The sequence below is a fragment of the Mucilaginibacter aquariorum genome (genome assembly GCF_024498135.1).
Lineage (GTDB): Bacteria > Bacteroidota > Bacteroidia > Sphingobacteriales > Sphingobacteriaceae > Mucilaginibacter > Mucilaginibacter aquariorum.
The window spans coordinates 129,713-147,327 of the sequence record NZ_JANHOH010000008.1; the positions used below are offsets into that span (position 1 = coordinate 129,713).

The 17,615-nt window shown below is 41.9% G+C and carries 6 protein-coding genes; 4 read left to right on the top strand and 2 right to left on the bottom strand.

The features are described 5' to 3' along the window. The first annotated feature begins 4 nt into the window (after window positions 1–4). A complete protein-coding gene (locus NPE20_RS21555; RefSeq protein WP_256540777.1) occupies window positions 5–3,514 on the top strand; it encodes a nitrate reductase in 3,510 nt (1,169 codons plus the stop codon). 13 nt (window positions 3,515–3,527) lie between these two features. Next, a complete protein-coding gene (locus tag NPE20_RS21560; RefSeq protein ID WP_256540778.1) occupies window positions 3,528–4,991 on the top strand; it encodes a rubredoxin domain-containing protein in 1,464 nt (487 codons plus the stop codon). A gap of 73 nt (window positions 4,992–5,064) precedes the next feature. On the opposite strand, the gene NPE20_RS21565 is transcribed toward NPE20_RS21560, so the two are convergent. Beyond that, the gene (locus NPE20_RS21565; protein ID WP_256540779.1) at window positions 5,065–8,610 is read right to left on the bottom strand and encodes a VCBS repeat-containing protein; all 3,546 of its coding nucleotides are present in this window, start codon (window positions 8,608–8,610) and stop codon (window positions 5,065–5,067) included. Window positions 8,611–8,887: 277 nt separating this feature from the next. Here NPE20_RS21565 and NPE20_RS21570 point away from each other — a divergent pair, with 277 nt between their 5' ends. Further along, entirely contained in the window at window positions 8,888–10,207 is a 1,320-nt protein-coding gene (locus NPE20_RS21570; RefSeq protein ID WP_256540780.1) for a vanadium-dependent haloperoxidase, read from the top strand. Between the two features lies 1 nt (window position 10,208). On the opposite strand, the gene NPE20_RS21575 is transcribed toward NPE20_RS21570, so the two are convergent. Further along, entirely contained in the window at window positions 10,209–14,198 is a 3,990-nt protein-coding gene (locus tag NPE20_RS21575) for a hybrid sensor histidine kinase/response regulator (RefSeq protein WP_256540781.1), read from the bottom strand. A gap of 191 nt (window positions 14,199–14,389) precedes the next feature. Between NPE20_RS21575 and NPE20_RS21580 the strand changes: the two genes are divergently transcribed. Then, on the top strand, window positions 14,390–17,614 hold the full coding sequence (locus NPE20_RS21580; protein WP_256540782.1) for a SusC/RagA family TonB-linked outer membrane protein: 3,225 nt from the start codon (window positions 14,390–14,392) through the stop codon (window positions 17,612–17,614). The last annotated feature ends 1 nt before the right edge of the window (window position 17,615 follow it).

The following is a 17,615-nucleotide window of genomic DNA, read 5'->3' on the forward strand; positions in this document are numbered from 1 at the left end:
AAAAATGAGTGTAAAGGAATCATCAAATACATCAACAACGGTATGCTGCTATTGTGGTGTTGGCTGCGGCATTGTAGTAAACAAGGAGAGGAACGGAACAGTTACCGTAGTTGGTGATCAGGAGCATCCTGTAAACAAGGGCATGCTTTGCAGCAAGGGGCTTAACCTGCAATACACGGTTAATGATAAAAGCGACCGCCTGCTGTATCCGCAAATGCGGTATAATAAAAGTATGCCCATGCAGCAGGTAAGCTGGGACGAAGCCCTTGACCGCACTGCAGCAGTATTTAAGACTTTTATTGACAAGTACGGGCCGGATTCTGTCGCCTTTTATGCCTCGGGCCAATGTTTAACGGAGGAATATTATGTAGTTAACAAGCTGATGAAGGGCTTTATCGGCAGCAATAACCTTGATACTAATTCGCGTCTTTGCATGAGTAGTGCGGTAGCGGCATATAAAATAGCCCTGGGTGAAGATAGTGTACCAATTTGTTATGATGATATTGAACTGGCCGACTGCTTTTTTATTGCCGGTGGTAACCCTGCCTGGTGCCATCCTATATTATGGCGCCGGGTTGAAGCGCACAAAGCGGCCAACCCCAATGTGAAGATCATTGTGGTTGATCCACGTATTACGGATACCTGCGCCATTGCTGATTTGCACCTGCCTATAAATCCCGGTACGGATATTACCCTGAACCATGCTATTGGCCGGTTGCTGATAGAAAATGGAGATATTGATATCGACTTTATTACTAACCATGCCGAAGGGTTTGAGCAGTACAGCGCTATTGTATTTGAACGGACACTTGCCGAATCGGCACAGATCTGCGGGTTAAGCGAAAGCAGCATACAGCAGGCAGCAAAATATATTGGCGATGCAAAAGGGTTTATTACCATGTGGACGATGGGGCTTAACCAAAGCGCTATCGGTGTGAATAAAAACCTTAGCCTAATAAATCTTAATTTAATTACAGGCCATATCGGTAAACCCGGTTCCGGGCCTTTTTCGCTTACGGGGCAGCCAAATGCCATGGGCGGCCGGGAGGTCGGAGGATTAGCCAATTTACTTCCGGCCCACCGTGAGCTCAGCAATCCTGTACATCGCGAAGAGGTTCAGAAGTTTTGGGGCGGCAGTATCATTCAGCCCAAACCGGGTTTAACCGCGACAGAAATGTTTGAGGCATTAAACGATGGTCGTTTAAAAGGCATATGGATAATGTGTACCAATCCGCTAACCAGTTTGCCAAATGTGCGCCTTGCCGAAGAAGCTTTAAAAAAGGCAAAGTTTGTGGTGGTCCAGGAAATTAGCAACAAGCCGGAAACATTAGCCTATGCCGATGTGATATTACCTGCCGCTGCCTGGGCCGAAAAAGAAGGCACCATGACCAACTCCGAGCGGAGGATCAGTTATCTAAATAAAATAATAGAGCCGCCGGGCGAAGCTTTGCCCGATTCCGAGATCATTTGCCGCTTTGCCCGTAAAATGGGGTATAAGGGCTTTGATTTTGAAAACGCCGCTGCTATTTATGCGGAGCATGTCAAACTTACCGCAAAAACCACTATAGATATCAGCGGACTAAGCCATGCGGTTATAAAAGAAAACAAAACTGTACAATGGCCCTATAAAAAGAAGGGTCGCCCGGGTGGCACATCGCGATTATTTATAGATAAAGCTTTTTATACCCCATCAAAAAAAGCCCGGATAAGTGCTGTTCCCGATACATTAACCAGCGAAAGGCCCGATGATGATTACCCGTTCATATTAACCACCGGCCGTATCCGCGATCAGTGGCACACCATGAGCAAGACGGGGAAGGTGAACAAGCTTAATCAGCATTACAAGCAGGCATTTGTAGAGATACACCCGGCAGATGCCGCCCGCCTGCAAATTAACGAAACGGATATAGTAACCATTTCATCAAGAAGGGGTGAGGTGAGGGTGCAGGCAAAATTATCGGCACAAATAAAACGGGGCGTAGTGTTTTTGCCTATGCACTGGGGCAAAATTTTAAATAACGACCTAAACCGGGCTAATAACATCACCAATGACCTGGTTGACCCCATATCTAAAGAGCCTGATTTTAAGTACTGTGCTGTAAATGTGAAGAGATATCAGAAGCCTTTTCAACGTGTTGTGGTTATTGGTGCGGGTGCGGGCGCTTATGGTTTTGTTAAATCGTATCGGGAACTAAATCCAAACGATCAGATCACTATTTTCAGCAAAGAGAACCATCCTTTTTATAACCGTGTAATGCTGCCCGATTATATAAGCGGTGAGCAGAAATGGGAACAACTGGTAAAAATGAAGGATGAAGAAGAGCCCGCGTATAACATCAGGCTTTTAAGAGGGGTGAGCGTAGAGAATATTGATCGTGTAAATAAACAGGTTACCGATTCGCGGGGTGTTAAAACACCGTACGATGTATTGCTGATAGCCACCGGCAGCAGGGCAACCGTCCCTAAAAATGTACCCACTTTGCCGGGTATATTCACCATGCGTAACCGTAACGATGCGGATAGTTTTAAGAAGTTTGTGCCGGTAAACGGCCATGTGGTTATTGTTGGCGGCGGCTTGCTAGGTTTGGAAATGGCTGCTTCGCTGCGCGAGATTGGAATTAAGATAACTATAGTGCAACGGGTATCGCGGTTTTTGAACCGCCAGTTAGATACTTTGGGTAGCCAGTTGCTGCACGAGGAAATGGTTGACCAGGGTTGCGATATTTATTATGATGATGAGGTGCAACTGTTTTATGGCAGATCAAAACTAACAGGTGTGGTTTTAAAAAGCGGGCGTAAAATTGATTGTAATGCCATGATCATTGCAGTAGGTACAACCCCCAATTTAGAGCTGGCAAGAGATTGTGGGTTAGATTGCAAGCGGGGGGTAATTGTAAACGAACGCATGCAAACCAGTGACCCTGATATATATGCTATCGGTGAGATAGCGGAGTTTGAAGGCACCCTATATGGTATTACCGCGGCAGCTGAGCAACAAGCCGAAGTGATGGCTAAATATATGAACGGCGATATTGCCAGTTATTACAAAGGCAGCTTGTTCATGAACATCATTAAAATTAATGGTTTCGACCTTTGCAGTATAGGGTTGCCCGAATGCCCGGATAGTAGCGATTATGAAGAAATAGTATTTATTGATAAGGCCAAACGCTATTATAAAAAATGCATCATTCATAACGACAGGCTGGTTGGGGCAATACTTATTGGCGATAAAAGCGAGATGCTGGAGTTTAAAGAACTAATAGCAAATAAAACCGAGCTAAGCGAAAAGCGCCTTCAATTATTACGTGGAGGTAATAAAGCTGAACCTGTGTTGGGCAAGTTGGTTTGCAGTTGTAACAACGTTGGCAGCCAAAATATTCTCAATAAAATAGCAGGTGGTTGTGATAATTTGAAAGACCTGTGTGCAGCAACGGGCGCCGGTACAGGTTGCGGATCGTGCAGGCCCGAGGTAAAGCGCCTGCTGGAAGAAAGCATAAACAATGTAATGTCTTAATTAAGCCGCTGATATGAAGTTAGAAGCCAAAAATTGCATCAAAATAAACTTACCGGGAGGTGTGGTATCTGCCGGTGATATGTACGAGATACTTTTGATTGCCTCAAATGCGGGGGCAAGCACTATAAGCATTGGCAACAGGCAGCAATTGTTTTTTTGTGTTGATGCCGATAGGCTCGAAGATCTGCAGACCGAGATGATGCAGGCCGAGATCAGGTACGAAATTGATAAAGACGATTTCCCTAATATCCTTAGCTCATATGTAACTGATGCTATTTTTAATACCGAGAGCTGGATAAAAGAAGGGGTTTATAAAGATATATTCGATCTGTTTGATTTTACTCCGCGTTTAAAGATAAACCTGGTTGATAGCAATCAAACTTTTGTGCCTTTTTTTAGCGGCAATTTAAATTTTATAACTTCGGGTATAAGCAACTACTGGTATTTATACATCCGCTTCCCTAAAACCACGGGTACTTACTGCTGGCCATCATTGGTATATGCCGATGACATCCCGGTTATAAGCAAGACAGTTGAAAACGTTATATTAAATAACAGGCGTTTGTTTTATGACCAAACCGAAATAAAGCACCAGTTGTTTTTTAAGATGGTTATGGCCGGTAGCACTTTTGGTGATCAGCCGGTAACCGAGCCCCTTAAGCTCACTGATTTTTACCTGCCGTATTATGAGGGATTTAATAAATATGCCAATAATAAATACTGGCTTGGTATTTACCGCCGCAACGAAGTTTACCCATTAGAGTTTTTAAAAGATATATGCGCTTTATGCCTTAAAACCCGGGTAGGTCAATTGTATACCACCCCCTGGAAATCGCTATTAATAAAAGGAATAAACGAACCCGACCGTGCGGAGTGGGGTGTTATCCTAAATAAATACCAGGTAAATGTAAGGCACGCGGCAAATGAATTGAATTGGCAACTGGAAAATTTGTGCAGCAAAAGCCTGGAGTTGAAAAAGCAACTGGTAAGGGAGTTTGAAGAGCAGGATCTTAGAACACACCGCCTTTGCTTTGCTATAAAAATGCAGCCTAAAACCGGGCTGCCGGGTTCTGTTATTATCCGTAAGCAGGAGGGGGAGCTGTTTGATGTATTACATTCCCGGGATTTTAACCCCAACTCAAAAGACCTGATCAGCTATAAGGATAATGTACCCCAAAGTGAGCTGGCAAAATGTCTGATCGACCTGTGTAATAATTATCACATAACGCTTAGCGAAAACAGTTCGTCTGTTGATACCTACTATGATGAGCCGGAAGAAAATAATAGTGAGATAACAAAATACATGGTTTACCAGTGCAAATGCTGTTTAACTGTTTACGATAAAGCTTATGGGGATGTAGTTAATGGAATTGCCGCAAACACAGAATTTGAAACACTTAGCCATTATTCGTGCCCGGTTTGTGACGCCTCAAAAGAAGAGTTTTTACTTGTTGAGCAGATGGTAGCTATATCATAATTCCAAAGCCTGTAAATCATCTGGTTTACAGGCTTTGGTGAATTTTCTTTTGAGATATCAGACCCTAATCCAACTAATTCTTTATCTCTCTTTTCCGGCCCCTATAATCAGTGATGGTGATTTTCGAGATATTTGGATCGATCTTTATTGCACGCGAAGACTGGGAAAGGTACGTGGAGCCGTAATAGAACTCCATTCTTCTTTTCTTAGCATCCTTGTAAATAATATCCGCATAAAAATCAGTTGGGGCTAACTGGATCCATTTTGATTGCCCAATCGCAGTTTTCTGGTAAACTTTCAAACTGTCCTGATTTTGTGTGGCGATAAACAGCTCGTTCCCTTTAGCAGATCGTAGGGATGCCAGTCCTTTAGCATCTCCGCTAATACTTAATCCGCTCTGGGCCATTGAAACGTCTGTAAATCCACCCTTGCCATTACCTTTTAAATATAGGCCCATAAAAGCATCGTGCCGGCCTGTAAATGGTTCCATCCCAAAGTCGTTGCCTGCCATGATCAGGTCAAGGTTGCCATCCAGGTCAATGTCTTGGGCTACCATGCCATAAACTGGAGCCATCTGTGTAGATAATGGCATAGGCGATATACTAAATTTGCCGCCACCTTTATTTTCAATGAAGCTGGTATTCATATCAGTAGCTTTTAATATAACCGCGTTTTCTTTGTCTTTATCGCTCCAAAGATCCTGCATAGCGGCACGGCCAAAGCCGCTGTAGGTGGGGTATTTTTTACGGATAGAGATGACCTGACTGATCAAATCGTCGCGGGTATGCATCGGGAAAGGCTTTTGTGAACCATCTTCTGCCTTCATATAGCAAAATATCATGGCATCAAATGAACCGTTGCCGTCAACATCTTTGCCCAAAATTGTCATGGGTTGAGTAGGAGAAGCCTTATAATTTGAATTTTGCCCCAGGTTGCCGGCAATGTAATCTATATTACCATCATTGTTAAAATCACCCGCAACAATACTGTTCCACCAGCCAACATGCGTGTCTACATCTGTTGCGGTTTTGGTAAAACTGTTGCCAGTATTTTTATAAAAAGTAACCGGCATCCATTCACCTACAACAACCAGATCGGGCCGGCCATCATTATTAAAGTCGCTCCAAAGCGCATCCGTTATCATGCCTCCATGTATAAGATCAGGGCAGAGCCGGGCGGTTACATCTGTAAATTTCCCGCCGTCGTTTTGTAAAATATGGCTTATAGGCGATGAAGGATAAGCGCCCGAAACAGAGCGCCCTCCTACAAAAAGATCAAGGTCGCCATCGGCATCAAAATCTGCCGCCCGTACGCAAGATCCGTTATCATACTCGACCGGTACTGCCAAATAATCGCGCTCAAAGAAGCCTTTTTTGTTATTTATATAAAGACGGTCCTGTGCGGAAGTATGCCCTTTGGCAAATTCATAACTGCCACTTACTACATATAGATCAAGAGAGCCATCCCCGTTAGCATCAAACAGAATGGCGCCCATGTCTTCTTCATCTTTATAATCTTCATGCAAAAAACGCTTATTATCCTGGGTAAAGCCGCCGTTTTTATTCTGCATGTAAAATACGCCTTTCATCCCTGCGGCGCCGCCCAAATAAAAATCGTCGAAACCGTTGTTATCAATATCGCCAACGGCAATGCATGGCCCATATTGGCTCAACTTGTGCGGCAGAGTAGGCTGTATATTATAATCTATCGCATCTTTTTCCTGGTGCAAATACCTGATGCCTAATTGGTCTGCAACAGGCCTGAAAACAGGCGCCACTTTTTCGGGTATGGCTGAAGGATAACTACCCGAACTATTCTTGTACAGTAGCTTTATTGTTTGGTTGGCTTTTATGTTTGTTAAAAGCTGGGTTTTGCCATCGGGCCACCTGATGCGTAACGAATCGACAGTGCTTGCTGCACCCAAGCCAAAATGTGCCAACGCATCTACAGTGCTCATATAACCACGGCAGGGCTGCTGGTCGTAAAATTGCTGCTTACCTTTATAGTAGATACGGATGGTTGCCCCAATGCCTCCGGTGTTTTTAGCATCACCTTCCAACTTAGCGTTAAGGTACTGATGGGCGTTATCTACTTTGGTTTTTGTGTTTAGGGTGTTTTCGTAAACGAAGGCGTTATCATCAATATTGTTGATCACCAGATCCATATCGCCATCATTGTCAAGGTCTGCATAAACACCGCCGGTTGAAAAAGTAGGCTTAACAATCCCCCATTTTTTCGACTCATCATCAAACATATAACCGCCTTTATTTTTAAAAGCATAACTGGCGGTTTTAACAACCGGAAATGAATCTGCGGCAGCAAGGCTTGTGTTTTCTTTTACTGTACGCCCTTGGTCGTTAGTATAAAGGGCGTGGTCCAAATCGGTAACATCACGCGGGTAACCGTTTGTTATTACCATATCACGAAAGCCATCGTTATCATAATCGGCCACTAACGGGGTCCAACTCCAGTCGGTTTGATATACACCAGACATATAAGCAATTTCACTAAATTGTGGATGCCCGGAACCTAATTGTCCCTGGTTTAATTGCAGCACGTTGCGGATATATTGGGGCTCGTATTTAAATTTATTGTTGTTGATATAGGTTATATAATTATCGCCCACCAGCATTGTTTTTTTGCGGACATTCTCTTCGGGCAACATTTCAAGAGATATAAGGTCGGCAAGGCCATCGTTATTGATATCCACAACATCAGCGCCCATTACCGACCAGCCTGTATGCTTAAAATATTCTGCAGAGCGGTTGGTAAATGTTCCGTTCCTGTTATTGATATATAGTATATCGTTCGATATAAAATCGTTACCTACATAAATATCCGGCCAGCCATCATTATTAATATCGTTAACAGCTACCGAGTTGCCAAAGCCTTCTAATAAAATGCCTGCTTCTTTGGTTACGTTAGTAAATGTCCCGTTACCATTATTGCGGTAAAGGCGGTCGTTATTTTCAGCGCTGCCGTTTGTTAATTTTGGGCGATAGGCTACCGGCGTAGTTTTACCAAGCACATTGGTAAGCAGGTACACATCTAAAAATCCGTCGCGATTGTAGTCAAAAAAGATAGCCTGTGTACTGTAACCTGTATCCTGCAATCCGTAAGATTCGGCTGATTCTTTAAATGTAGGTACGCCATCTTTATTAACTCCCTGGTTTATGTATAATAGATTTTTACGCTGCCCGGCATCTTTTTTAAACGAGGCGCAAACATAAATATCAAGCCAGCCATCATTATTAATATCTATTACTGATACCCCGGTACACCATCTGCCGCCGCCATCAACACCGGCTGTAGCGGTAATATCTGAAAATGATAAAGCACCTTTATTCAGATATAATTTACCGGGCACCATATTACCTGCAAAATAAACATCGGGCAACCCGTCGTGGTTAAAATCGCCTACGCCTACACCCGCGCCATTATATAAATAGGGATGATTAAGAATATTTAAGCTATCGCTTTCAACTATAGTATTTTTAAAGTTGATGCCGGTTTCTGATGCATCTAATAACTTAAATAGTGTATCTGTATCCTGTTTTTTTGAGCATGCTGCTGACAAAAAAAGCGCGGTACCCAACAACATGATACACAGTTTTTGCATATGGTTAGACATTTTATAATTGGTAATAAAGTGATGAATACTTATACCGAAGGTAATTTCGGGCATAGGTTTACGCTTTGGTTAAGCTTTAACGTATCGGCAAATATTCAGTATTATACTTGTAAAGAAAATGTATTTAAAAATAGGCAATTCGTCAAATAATATCAAAAGTTAGTCAAAATGTATCGGGGGTGATAATCATATTTTAAGAACATATATTTACTTATAGTTTTGAGAAGCGACATTCGTTGCCGTTAAACTTGTTTATTGTTGTTTTATGAAGAAAACGTGCATTGCTGTATTGGCGATATTGTTATTAGCATCTTGCAGGCCAAATAACGATTGGAAAAAAATGGCTGAAAACCCCGGCTTTATCCATCGCTCGGTTAGGCAGGTAACGGACGTGATGCTTCATGATATTTATTCGCCCCCGGTGGCCAGTCGTATTTATGCCTACGTAACGGTTGCCGGATATGAAGCTGCTGTTCACGGCAATAAAAATTACCTGTCGCTTTCCGGCCAACTCAACGGGCTGGACTCTATACCACAGCCTAAAGCTGGTAAACAATATTGCTATACTTTGGCTGCCTCGCACGCCATGCTTACCGTTGGCAAGATACTGGTGATGTCGGAAGGGAGAATAGAAAGTTTTCACGATAAAATGATGGTGGAGTTTAAGGATACCGGTATGCCGGAGGATGTTTACCAAAACTCTATTGAATATGGAAAGCTTATAGCCGATCGGATATTAAAGTGGGCTGGCAGTGATAACTATAAGCACACACGATCATTAGCCAAATATGATGTGCAGACAGACGATGCTACCTGGAAGCCCACCCCACCCGCCTATATGAAAGGTGTTGAACCGCATTGGAACGAGATACGGCCATTTCTGTTAGACTCGGCACAACAGTTTAAGCCTGCAAAGGCTGTAGATTTTTCACAGAAGCCCGATAGTTACTTTTACAAGCTGGCCATGGCTGTTAGGGATACGGGGATGCGTTTATCGCCCGGGCAAACCTTAATAGCCAATTACTGGGATGATAACCCTTTTAAAGTAAATAACAACGGGCATACTATGTTTGCCATTAAAAAGATCTCGCCCGGGGGGCATTGGATAAATATAGCCGGGCACGTGTGCCGTAAGGATAAGGCAGATTTTTTGCGCACAGCCGAAACCTATGCATGCCTTGCTGTTGTAATTGCCGACAGCTTTATTAATTGCTGGGACGAGAAATATAAAAGTAAAGTAATAAGGCCCGAGACCTATATTAACGAATACATTGATCAAAGCTGGACACCTTTATTACAAACACCACCATTCCCGGAATATACCAGTGGCCACAGTGTGGTATCAAATGCATCTGCTGTGGTATTGGGCAAAATGTTTGGAGATAATTTTGCCTTTACCGATTCTACCGAAGTGGCGTTTGATTTGCCGGCCCGGCATTTTAATTCATTTAAAGCCGCGGCAGACGAAGCTTCTATCAGCCGCTTTTATGGTGGCATCCATTATATGCCATCAATAGTTAACGGTGTTGATGAAGGGGAAAGAATTGGCAGGTTTGCGCTAAGCAAACTTAAAACGCATAAGTAAATTAAAATAATTTAACCTTATTGGCACGTTTGCTTTGCTGGTACTCTGTAGGTGTGGTGCCAAACTGCTTTAAAAAGTTGCGACCCAGCTGCGATTGGGAGCTATAACCCACCATATTGGCAACTTCGTAGATCTTATAATCGCCCTCCTCAATTAATTTAGCAGCGGCTTTTAAGCGTGTTATGTTGATCAACTCGTGTATAGTAAGATTTGATATGGCCTTTACCTTACGGTATAAGGTAGGTTTGCTCATGTTCATTAAACTGGCTATAAGCTCCACATCAAGATCGGCATCCTGTATATTTTTGTAGATAGCAGCATTCAGTTTATCTAAGAAACTTTCGTCGGGCTTTGAGTAAGCCATTGTTTTAATATGGGCCAGCGGCGAACTTGCAAAGTAATCTTTTATCTTGTTTCGGTTAATAAGCAGGTTGGCTATTTGTACCTGTAAATGCTCGGGCGAAAAAGGTTTTTCTATATAAGCATCAGCACCCACTTCCAAACCTTCAATCTTGCTTTGCAGGGTGTTTCTGGCAGTTAGTAATATAATAGGTATATGACTATTGTCGAAGTTAGTTTTAACCCGCTTGCAAAACTCAAAGCCATCAATAACAGGCATCATTACATCGCAGATGATCAGATGTACATTCTCTACTTCTATTTTATCAAGGGCTTCCTGTCCGTTCATTGCTTTAATAACAGCATATTTTTCCGTCAGCTCATTTTCAAGAAAGTCCAGTATCTCCGGATTATCGTCTATCAACAATATTAGGGGTTTCATAAAGTCAAAATTATCTTCTCGGTTTACAATGTCAGAATGCTCATAATAATCGGCTGTATTATGTAGGTCAAATTCTTTTTCCTGGTGGATCGGCAATGTAAGAGTGAAGATATTAAAATTATCGACTGAATCACTTAAAAAAAGTAAACCTTTATGCAGCTCAGTTAACGACCGGGATAATGACAAGCCGATACCTGTGCCGGTTTGCTTTTCAGATTCTTTCATCCTGAAAAAAGGTTCAAATATCCTGTCACGCAGTTCAATCGGTATCAGGTATCCATCGTTTTTAACAACTATAGTAAATGAAGCGTCCTGGTCTGTTGATTCCATCAGCTCAATTTCAATAACAGAGGAAGCGTATTTAATAGCATTATTGATAAGGTTGCTGATGATCTTGGTAAACGCTTCGATATCTATATAGGCATACAAAACTTTGCCCGGGGACTTAAGCTCATAGCGGAGGCTTTTTTGCTCGGCAATGGTTTTAAATTGCGAATAAGTATCGGTAAGCAGTTCGGTAATATCTGTTTTAACAAAGTTTAAACTAAAGCCGCTGGTTTCGGTCTTCCTAAAATCCAGTAGCTGGTTGGTTAGTTCAAGCAACCTGTCGGTATTGCGTTCCATTATTCTAAGGTTACCCTGTATCTCCGGAACCTGGGCGGCCCTTTTCATAACCTTTTCCATGGGTGCCTTAATCAAAGTTAAGGGGGTTCTTATTTCGTGCGCTACATTAGTAAAAAACTCAATTTTGGCATTGTACAGTTCTTTTTCTTTATCACTTTCCAATTGCTGTATCAGGCGCTCATTGTTTTGCCTTATATTGATATGATAGCGCCTTAGCAGGTAATAAATAATAGCCGCAAGCAGTAAGGTATAAATTATGTAAGCCCATATGCTTTTCCAAAAAGGTGGTGCTATCTCAATCTCTATGGTAGTTTCTTTATTCGCCCATACCCCGTTATTATTGGCAGCCATTACAGTAAAGGTATAATGCCCGGGCGATAGCTGCGTGAAGTAAACCTTCCGGTTGGTTTTAAGGGCTGTCCAGCTTTTATCGAGTCCCTTCATTATGTACTTGTACTGTGTCATTTCTGGAGAAGGGAAACTTAATGCGGCAAAATCAATGCTAAATGACGACTGGTTGTGGTTAAGACTTATCTTTTTGGTGCATATAATAGAGTGCTTAAGTAATGAATCTTTTCCTTTAACTGAAATTTCGCGGTTATGTACCTGGAAACCGGTGATATATACCGGCGCCACAAATTCGTTTTTTGTGAAAAGTGCAGGGTTAAAGCTGATCATGCCTTTAACACATCCAAAGTACATAGTGCCATCTGTATCCTTAAAGGCCGAGTTATAATTAAATTGGTCGCTTAGTAAGCCATTGGCCTTTGTGTAAACCTTTATATTATCGTTATCAAGGTTAAGAGAGATAAGCCCGCGGGTGGTACTCACCCATAAGTTTTTGTTATTGTCTTCCAGGATCTTAAAAGTGTAATTGCTGGGTAGCCCGTTGTTTGAGTCGTAATATTTAAAAGATCTGCGATCCGTATCATAACACCAAAGGCCCAAACCTTCGGTAGCAAACCATAGGTTGTTGTTGCTATCTTCAAATATGCCATTAACAGAGGAAGTGTTCAATGCATCTTTAACAGGATAAGTATTGGGCAGCTTAATACTGTTATTATTGTTAATATCGTAACAGTAAATTCCATCCCGAACAGTTCCTAACCATATTTTACCGTTATGATCTTCTATTATCGAATAGTAAAAATCATTGGGCGGTACTTTATCTATCAGTGTAAAATCTTTCCTGTCAGTGTTGTACCGGTACAATCCGCGGGTAGTTGCCACCAGGATAATGCCTGCGCGGGTTTTAAGGAAGGTGATTATAAAGTTGCTTTTTAACGCATTTTTGTCGGCACCCGCTATAAATACCTGTTCAACTTTGCCCGTTTTAATATTAAAAATATTAAGGCCACGTTCAAAAGTGCCTATATACAAATAATTGCCATCGGCTAACAAGCCGTGGATATTTGAATTTGATATGCCATTAGATACACCCGGATAGTAATGTGTCCAGGTATTCTTATCCGGCGAGAGTTTGTTTAGTCCGTTATCTTCGGTACCCAGCCAAAAGTTACCGTACATATCTTTACATATTTCGCGCACTACATTGCCTTGTAAAGTGTTTTTTTCTGCCGGGTAATATTTGTTAAATAATGAATGTTGCTTTGGATAATAGTTTACCCCGCCAAAATAAGTGCCTGCCCATATCCCACCCTCAATATCTTTATAAAGCATATAAATGGCATTGTCTGACAGAGAATAGGGATCGTTATAGTGCTTTTTGATATTGGTAAAAGTTCCTTTATTCATGTTGTAGATAAACACACCCGATTCCGTTGCTATCCAATACTCATTATCGTTGTACTTTACAAAATCACGTACGTATACTTCCGTCTTATCGGCATTATAAGTCAGCATGTCGCGGTAAGTGCCGGTTGTGCAATCAAACTGTTTAAAGCCCTGGGTAGTGGTACCAATAAATATTTTATTGTCGCCCGCGTAAAAGATCTTCTCAATATAGTTTGATGCTACCCGAGGGGATTTTTTAAACAGATCGTAGCTGGTGAATGTGCGGCTGGCGGGTTGTAGTTTCTCAATAGTACCAGCTGCGGTTGATATCCAAAGGTTGCCATTATTAAAGGCCAGAGATGTAGCATCGAAATGTTGATATGGCCGGTAATCTGTGATCTTTTCTGTTTTTTTATTGTATTTCATTATAGCAGGCCCGGCTATAAACCAGCAGTTGTCATAACTATCCTGAATAATACACCTTACGCCCTCTTTCCCGGCTATGTTTAAATGTGTAAAGGTTTCTGTTTTAGGGTCGTAATGATCAACACCCTGGTCGGTGCCTATCCATAAGCTGCCATCCTTATCAAGGCTAATGGCGTGCACCATGTTATTCGACAATGTTTTTTTATCGCCCGGATTATGCCTGAATACTTTAAAAGTATAGCCATCAAAACGGTTAAGCCCATCTTTTGTGCCCAGCCATAAAAACCCCTTTTTATCCTGCAGGCAGCTGTAAACCGTGTTATTTGACAAGCCCTGTTCTACCTGGTAGTGCTTAAAATAATACGTTTGCGCACTACACAGCAGCGGCAGCGTTAGCAATAAAAAAAGTAGGTAAATAGGTTTCACAATAGTTGGCTTAAAACAAATATACTTAATATGAACAGAGGTTTTCGTTTAAAAACATATTGATACTTTTTGACTAATTTTTGATATGATTTGGTTAATTAACGGATAATAAATCCGTTTTCTTTACACTATAAATTGATGGGCGCTTCCTCGTGCCTTCAAAACTAATTTAACCAATAATAAATTCATCTATGAGAAAATCTTTACTGCTCAGACAGGAGGGGGATGTTCGTTCGCACTGGCCGTATGGCTTACGGCACCCTAAATCAGTATTTATTATTTGCTTTGTCATCATTTGCATGGCTTTATCAGACAGGGTTTCGGCCCAGGGTCAGGTAAAAGTAAGCGGAACTGTAAGCGATACAACCGGTGCCGCGCTTGCAGGTGTAGGGGTAAGGGTGCGCGGAACCCAAACAGGTACTGCAACTGATATAAACGGTAAATTTACCGTTACCGTACCCGATGCCAATAGTGTGCTAATATTCAGTTACATTGGTTTTACAAGTCAGGAGGTGCCATTAAATGGGCAAACAAACCTCAGTATCAGGCTAAAGGGCAGCAGCTCATCATTACAGGAAGTTGTTGTTACGGGTTTCGGTACGCAAAAAAGAGAATCAATTACGGGCTCAATTGCCAGTGTAACCAGTAAAGATATTGATAGGGTACACGCGGGTTCTACCGTAAGTACTAGTTTGGCAGGTAAGATTCCGGGTGTAACATTCAGGCAGTCTGAAGGCCGGCCGGGTGCAACAGCTAATATTCAAATACGTAATATGGGCAGGCCATTGTATGTTATTGATGGCGTTCAACAAGATCAAAGTCAATTTAATAACCTGTCGCCTAATGACGTAGAAAGTATCAGCGTTTTAAAGGATGCATCAGCTGCAATATATGGTGTGCAGGCGGCAAACGGTGTTGTGGTGGTAACAACCAAAAAAGGCTCGGGCGATGCGCGTATCAGTATTGATGCCTATACCGGGTTTCAAAATTTCTACAGGTTCCCCAATGTAGCAACCAATGCTTATGATTACATGCGATACCTGGCAGAAGCACAGGTAAACAGTAATGGATCAACCACGATAACCCCTGCTGAATTAGAAAAATATAAAGCAGGCACAGAACCTGGTTATAAGAGTTTTAACTGGCGCGATTACATCTTAAAAAGTAATAATAATGCGCCGCTTAATTCTGTAAACGCCAATTTTTCTGGTAGTAACGATAGGGTTAACTACTACGTTTCGGCAACCAATCTTTATCAAAACTCACAGTTGGGTAAGGAGTATGAATTTAAAAGATCAAACATTCAATCAAACATAGCGGTAAAACTTGCTAACGGTTTAAGGGCTAATGTAAATATTAACGGCCGTATAGAAACTGTTGAAAACCCAGGCGTCCCCGGGCTTGACGATTACGGTTTAGCGAAATTCGCGGTATTAAGGAACACGCCTTTAGAACGGCCTTATGCAAATGATAACCCCGAATATTTGAATGATATAGGCCATACCGAATCAAATTACGCCTTCCTGAACAAAAAACTATCAGGCGTTTTCCACAGCGACAGGCGCGCTTTACAGGCCAACTTTGGCGCGGAGTACGATATACCTGGTGTTAAGGGTTTAACCTTAAAAGGTTTGTATTCTTATTATGTTGAAGATTATTTATTGAATAACCAGGAGTACACCTACAACGCGTATACTTACCGCCCGGCTACAGATACATATGATGTAACAGGTGGCAGTACAAACCCCTGGAGAGAGCGTGAACAAGTAAAAGAGTTTAATAAAACAACACAGTTACAGTTAAACTACAATAATACGTTTGGTAAACACACCGTGGCAGGTACAATAGTGGCAGAGCGTATCGAGCTGCAGCATTTAAGAAACTGGATCCATGCTTCGCCCATATCAAATAACCTGCCTTTGATATATTTCCCTACTGCCGATCAATACCAGGACAGGGACGATAAAGAATCGAGGATAGGTTACATTGCCCGTATTGATTACAATTACAATAACAAATATTATCTGCAGCTATCCGGCAGGCGCGATGCTTCCTATTTATTCGCCCCGGATAAACGTGTAGGTTATTTCCCGGGTGTATCAGCAGGTTGGAGGATCACTGAGGAAGGATTTATGAAAAAACTTCTTGGTGATAACAGCTTTATTAATGATTTAAAGATCAGGGGTTCATATGGCGTGCTGGGGGATGCCAGAGATCCTAACAACCCTGCAAATCCTATCATAGCGCCGTACTCGTATTTAACGGGTTACAACTATAACATGGGTACTGCTATTTTAGATGGAAACGCGATCATAGTTTCGCGTGATAAAGGCATACCGGTAACCCGTATATCATGGTTACGAAGTAAAATTACCAACGTCGGTTTAGATTTTACCTTGTTTAATAATAAGCTGACCGGTACAGTTGAATACTTTTATCGAAAACGTACCGGCCTTTTGGGTACCAGGAACGATGTTATTGTACCAATTGAAATTGGTTACTCGCTGCCTCAGGAAAATGCAAGCAGCGATGCGCAATATGGGCAGGAAATTTCACTTTCATACAATTCAAGCATAGGCGATGTGAGGTATAATATAGGCGGTAACTTTTCTTACAGCCGACAAAAAAACTTACAGTCTTATAATCCGCTCTTCTTTAACTCCTGGGATCAGTACCGAAATTCAAATGAAAACCGGTATGCACATATAGACTGGGGGTACGAGGTTACCGGTCAGTTTACATCGCAGGAACAGATCAATAATTACAGGATAAATAATGATGGTAAAGGTAACCGTACACTAATACCGGGCGATTTGATGTATAAAGATCAGAACGGCGATGGTAAAATAGACCAATATGACGAGCGCCCTTTAGGCTTTGGATACGGAACCCAGCCTAACATTAACTTTGGTTTTTCTATAGGTGCCGCTTATAAAGGGTTTGATTTCCATGCTGATTTCTCTGGTGGTGCAGGTTTTACCTGGTTCCAGAATTGGGAAACGAGATGGGCATTCCAGAATAATGGTAACTTCAATACCATTTTCGCAGACAGGTGGCACCGTGCCGATCCGTATGATGTTAATAGCCAATGGATACAGGGTAAATATCCGGCAAACAGGGTAAATCCGCAATTTAGTCATAGCGATTACGAACTTAACGGCCAACGTAATTCAAGCTTCTGGCTGCACAATGTAAAATACTTAAGGGCCCGGACTATTGAAATTGGTTATACTTTACCGGCTAAGTTATTAGCAAGGGCAAAAATAAAGAGGGCGAGATTTTATGTGAATGGATATAACCTATTCTCGTTTGATAACCTGAAGCAATATGCTGTTGACCCGGAAACTACCGATGATAACGGCCTGCAGGTGCCTCAAAGTAAAGTGATTAACCTGGGAGTTAATTTGTCCTTTTAAT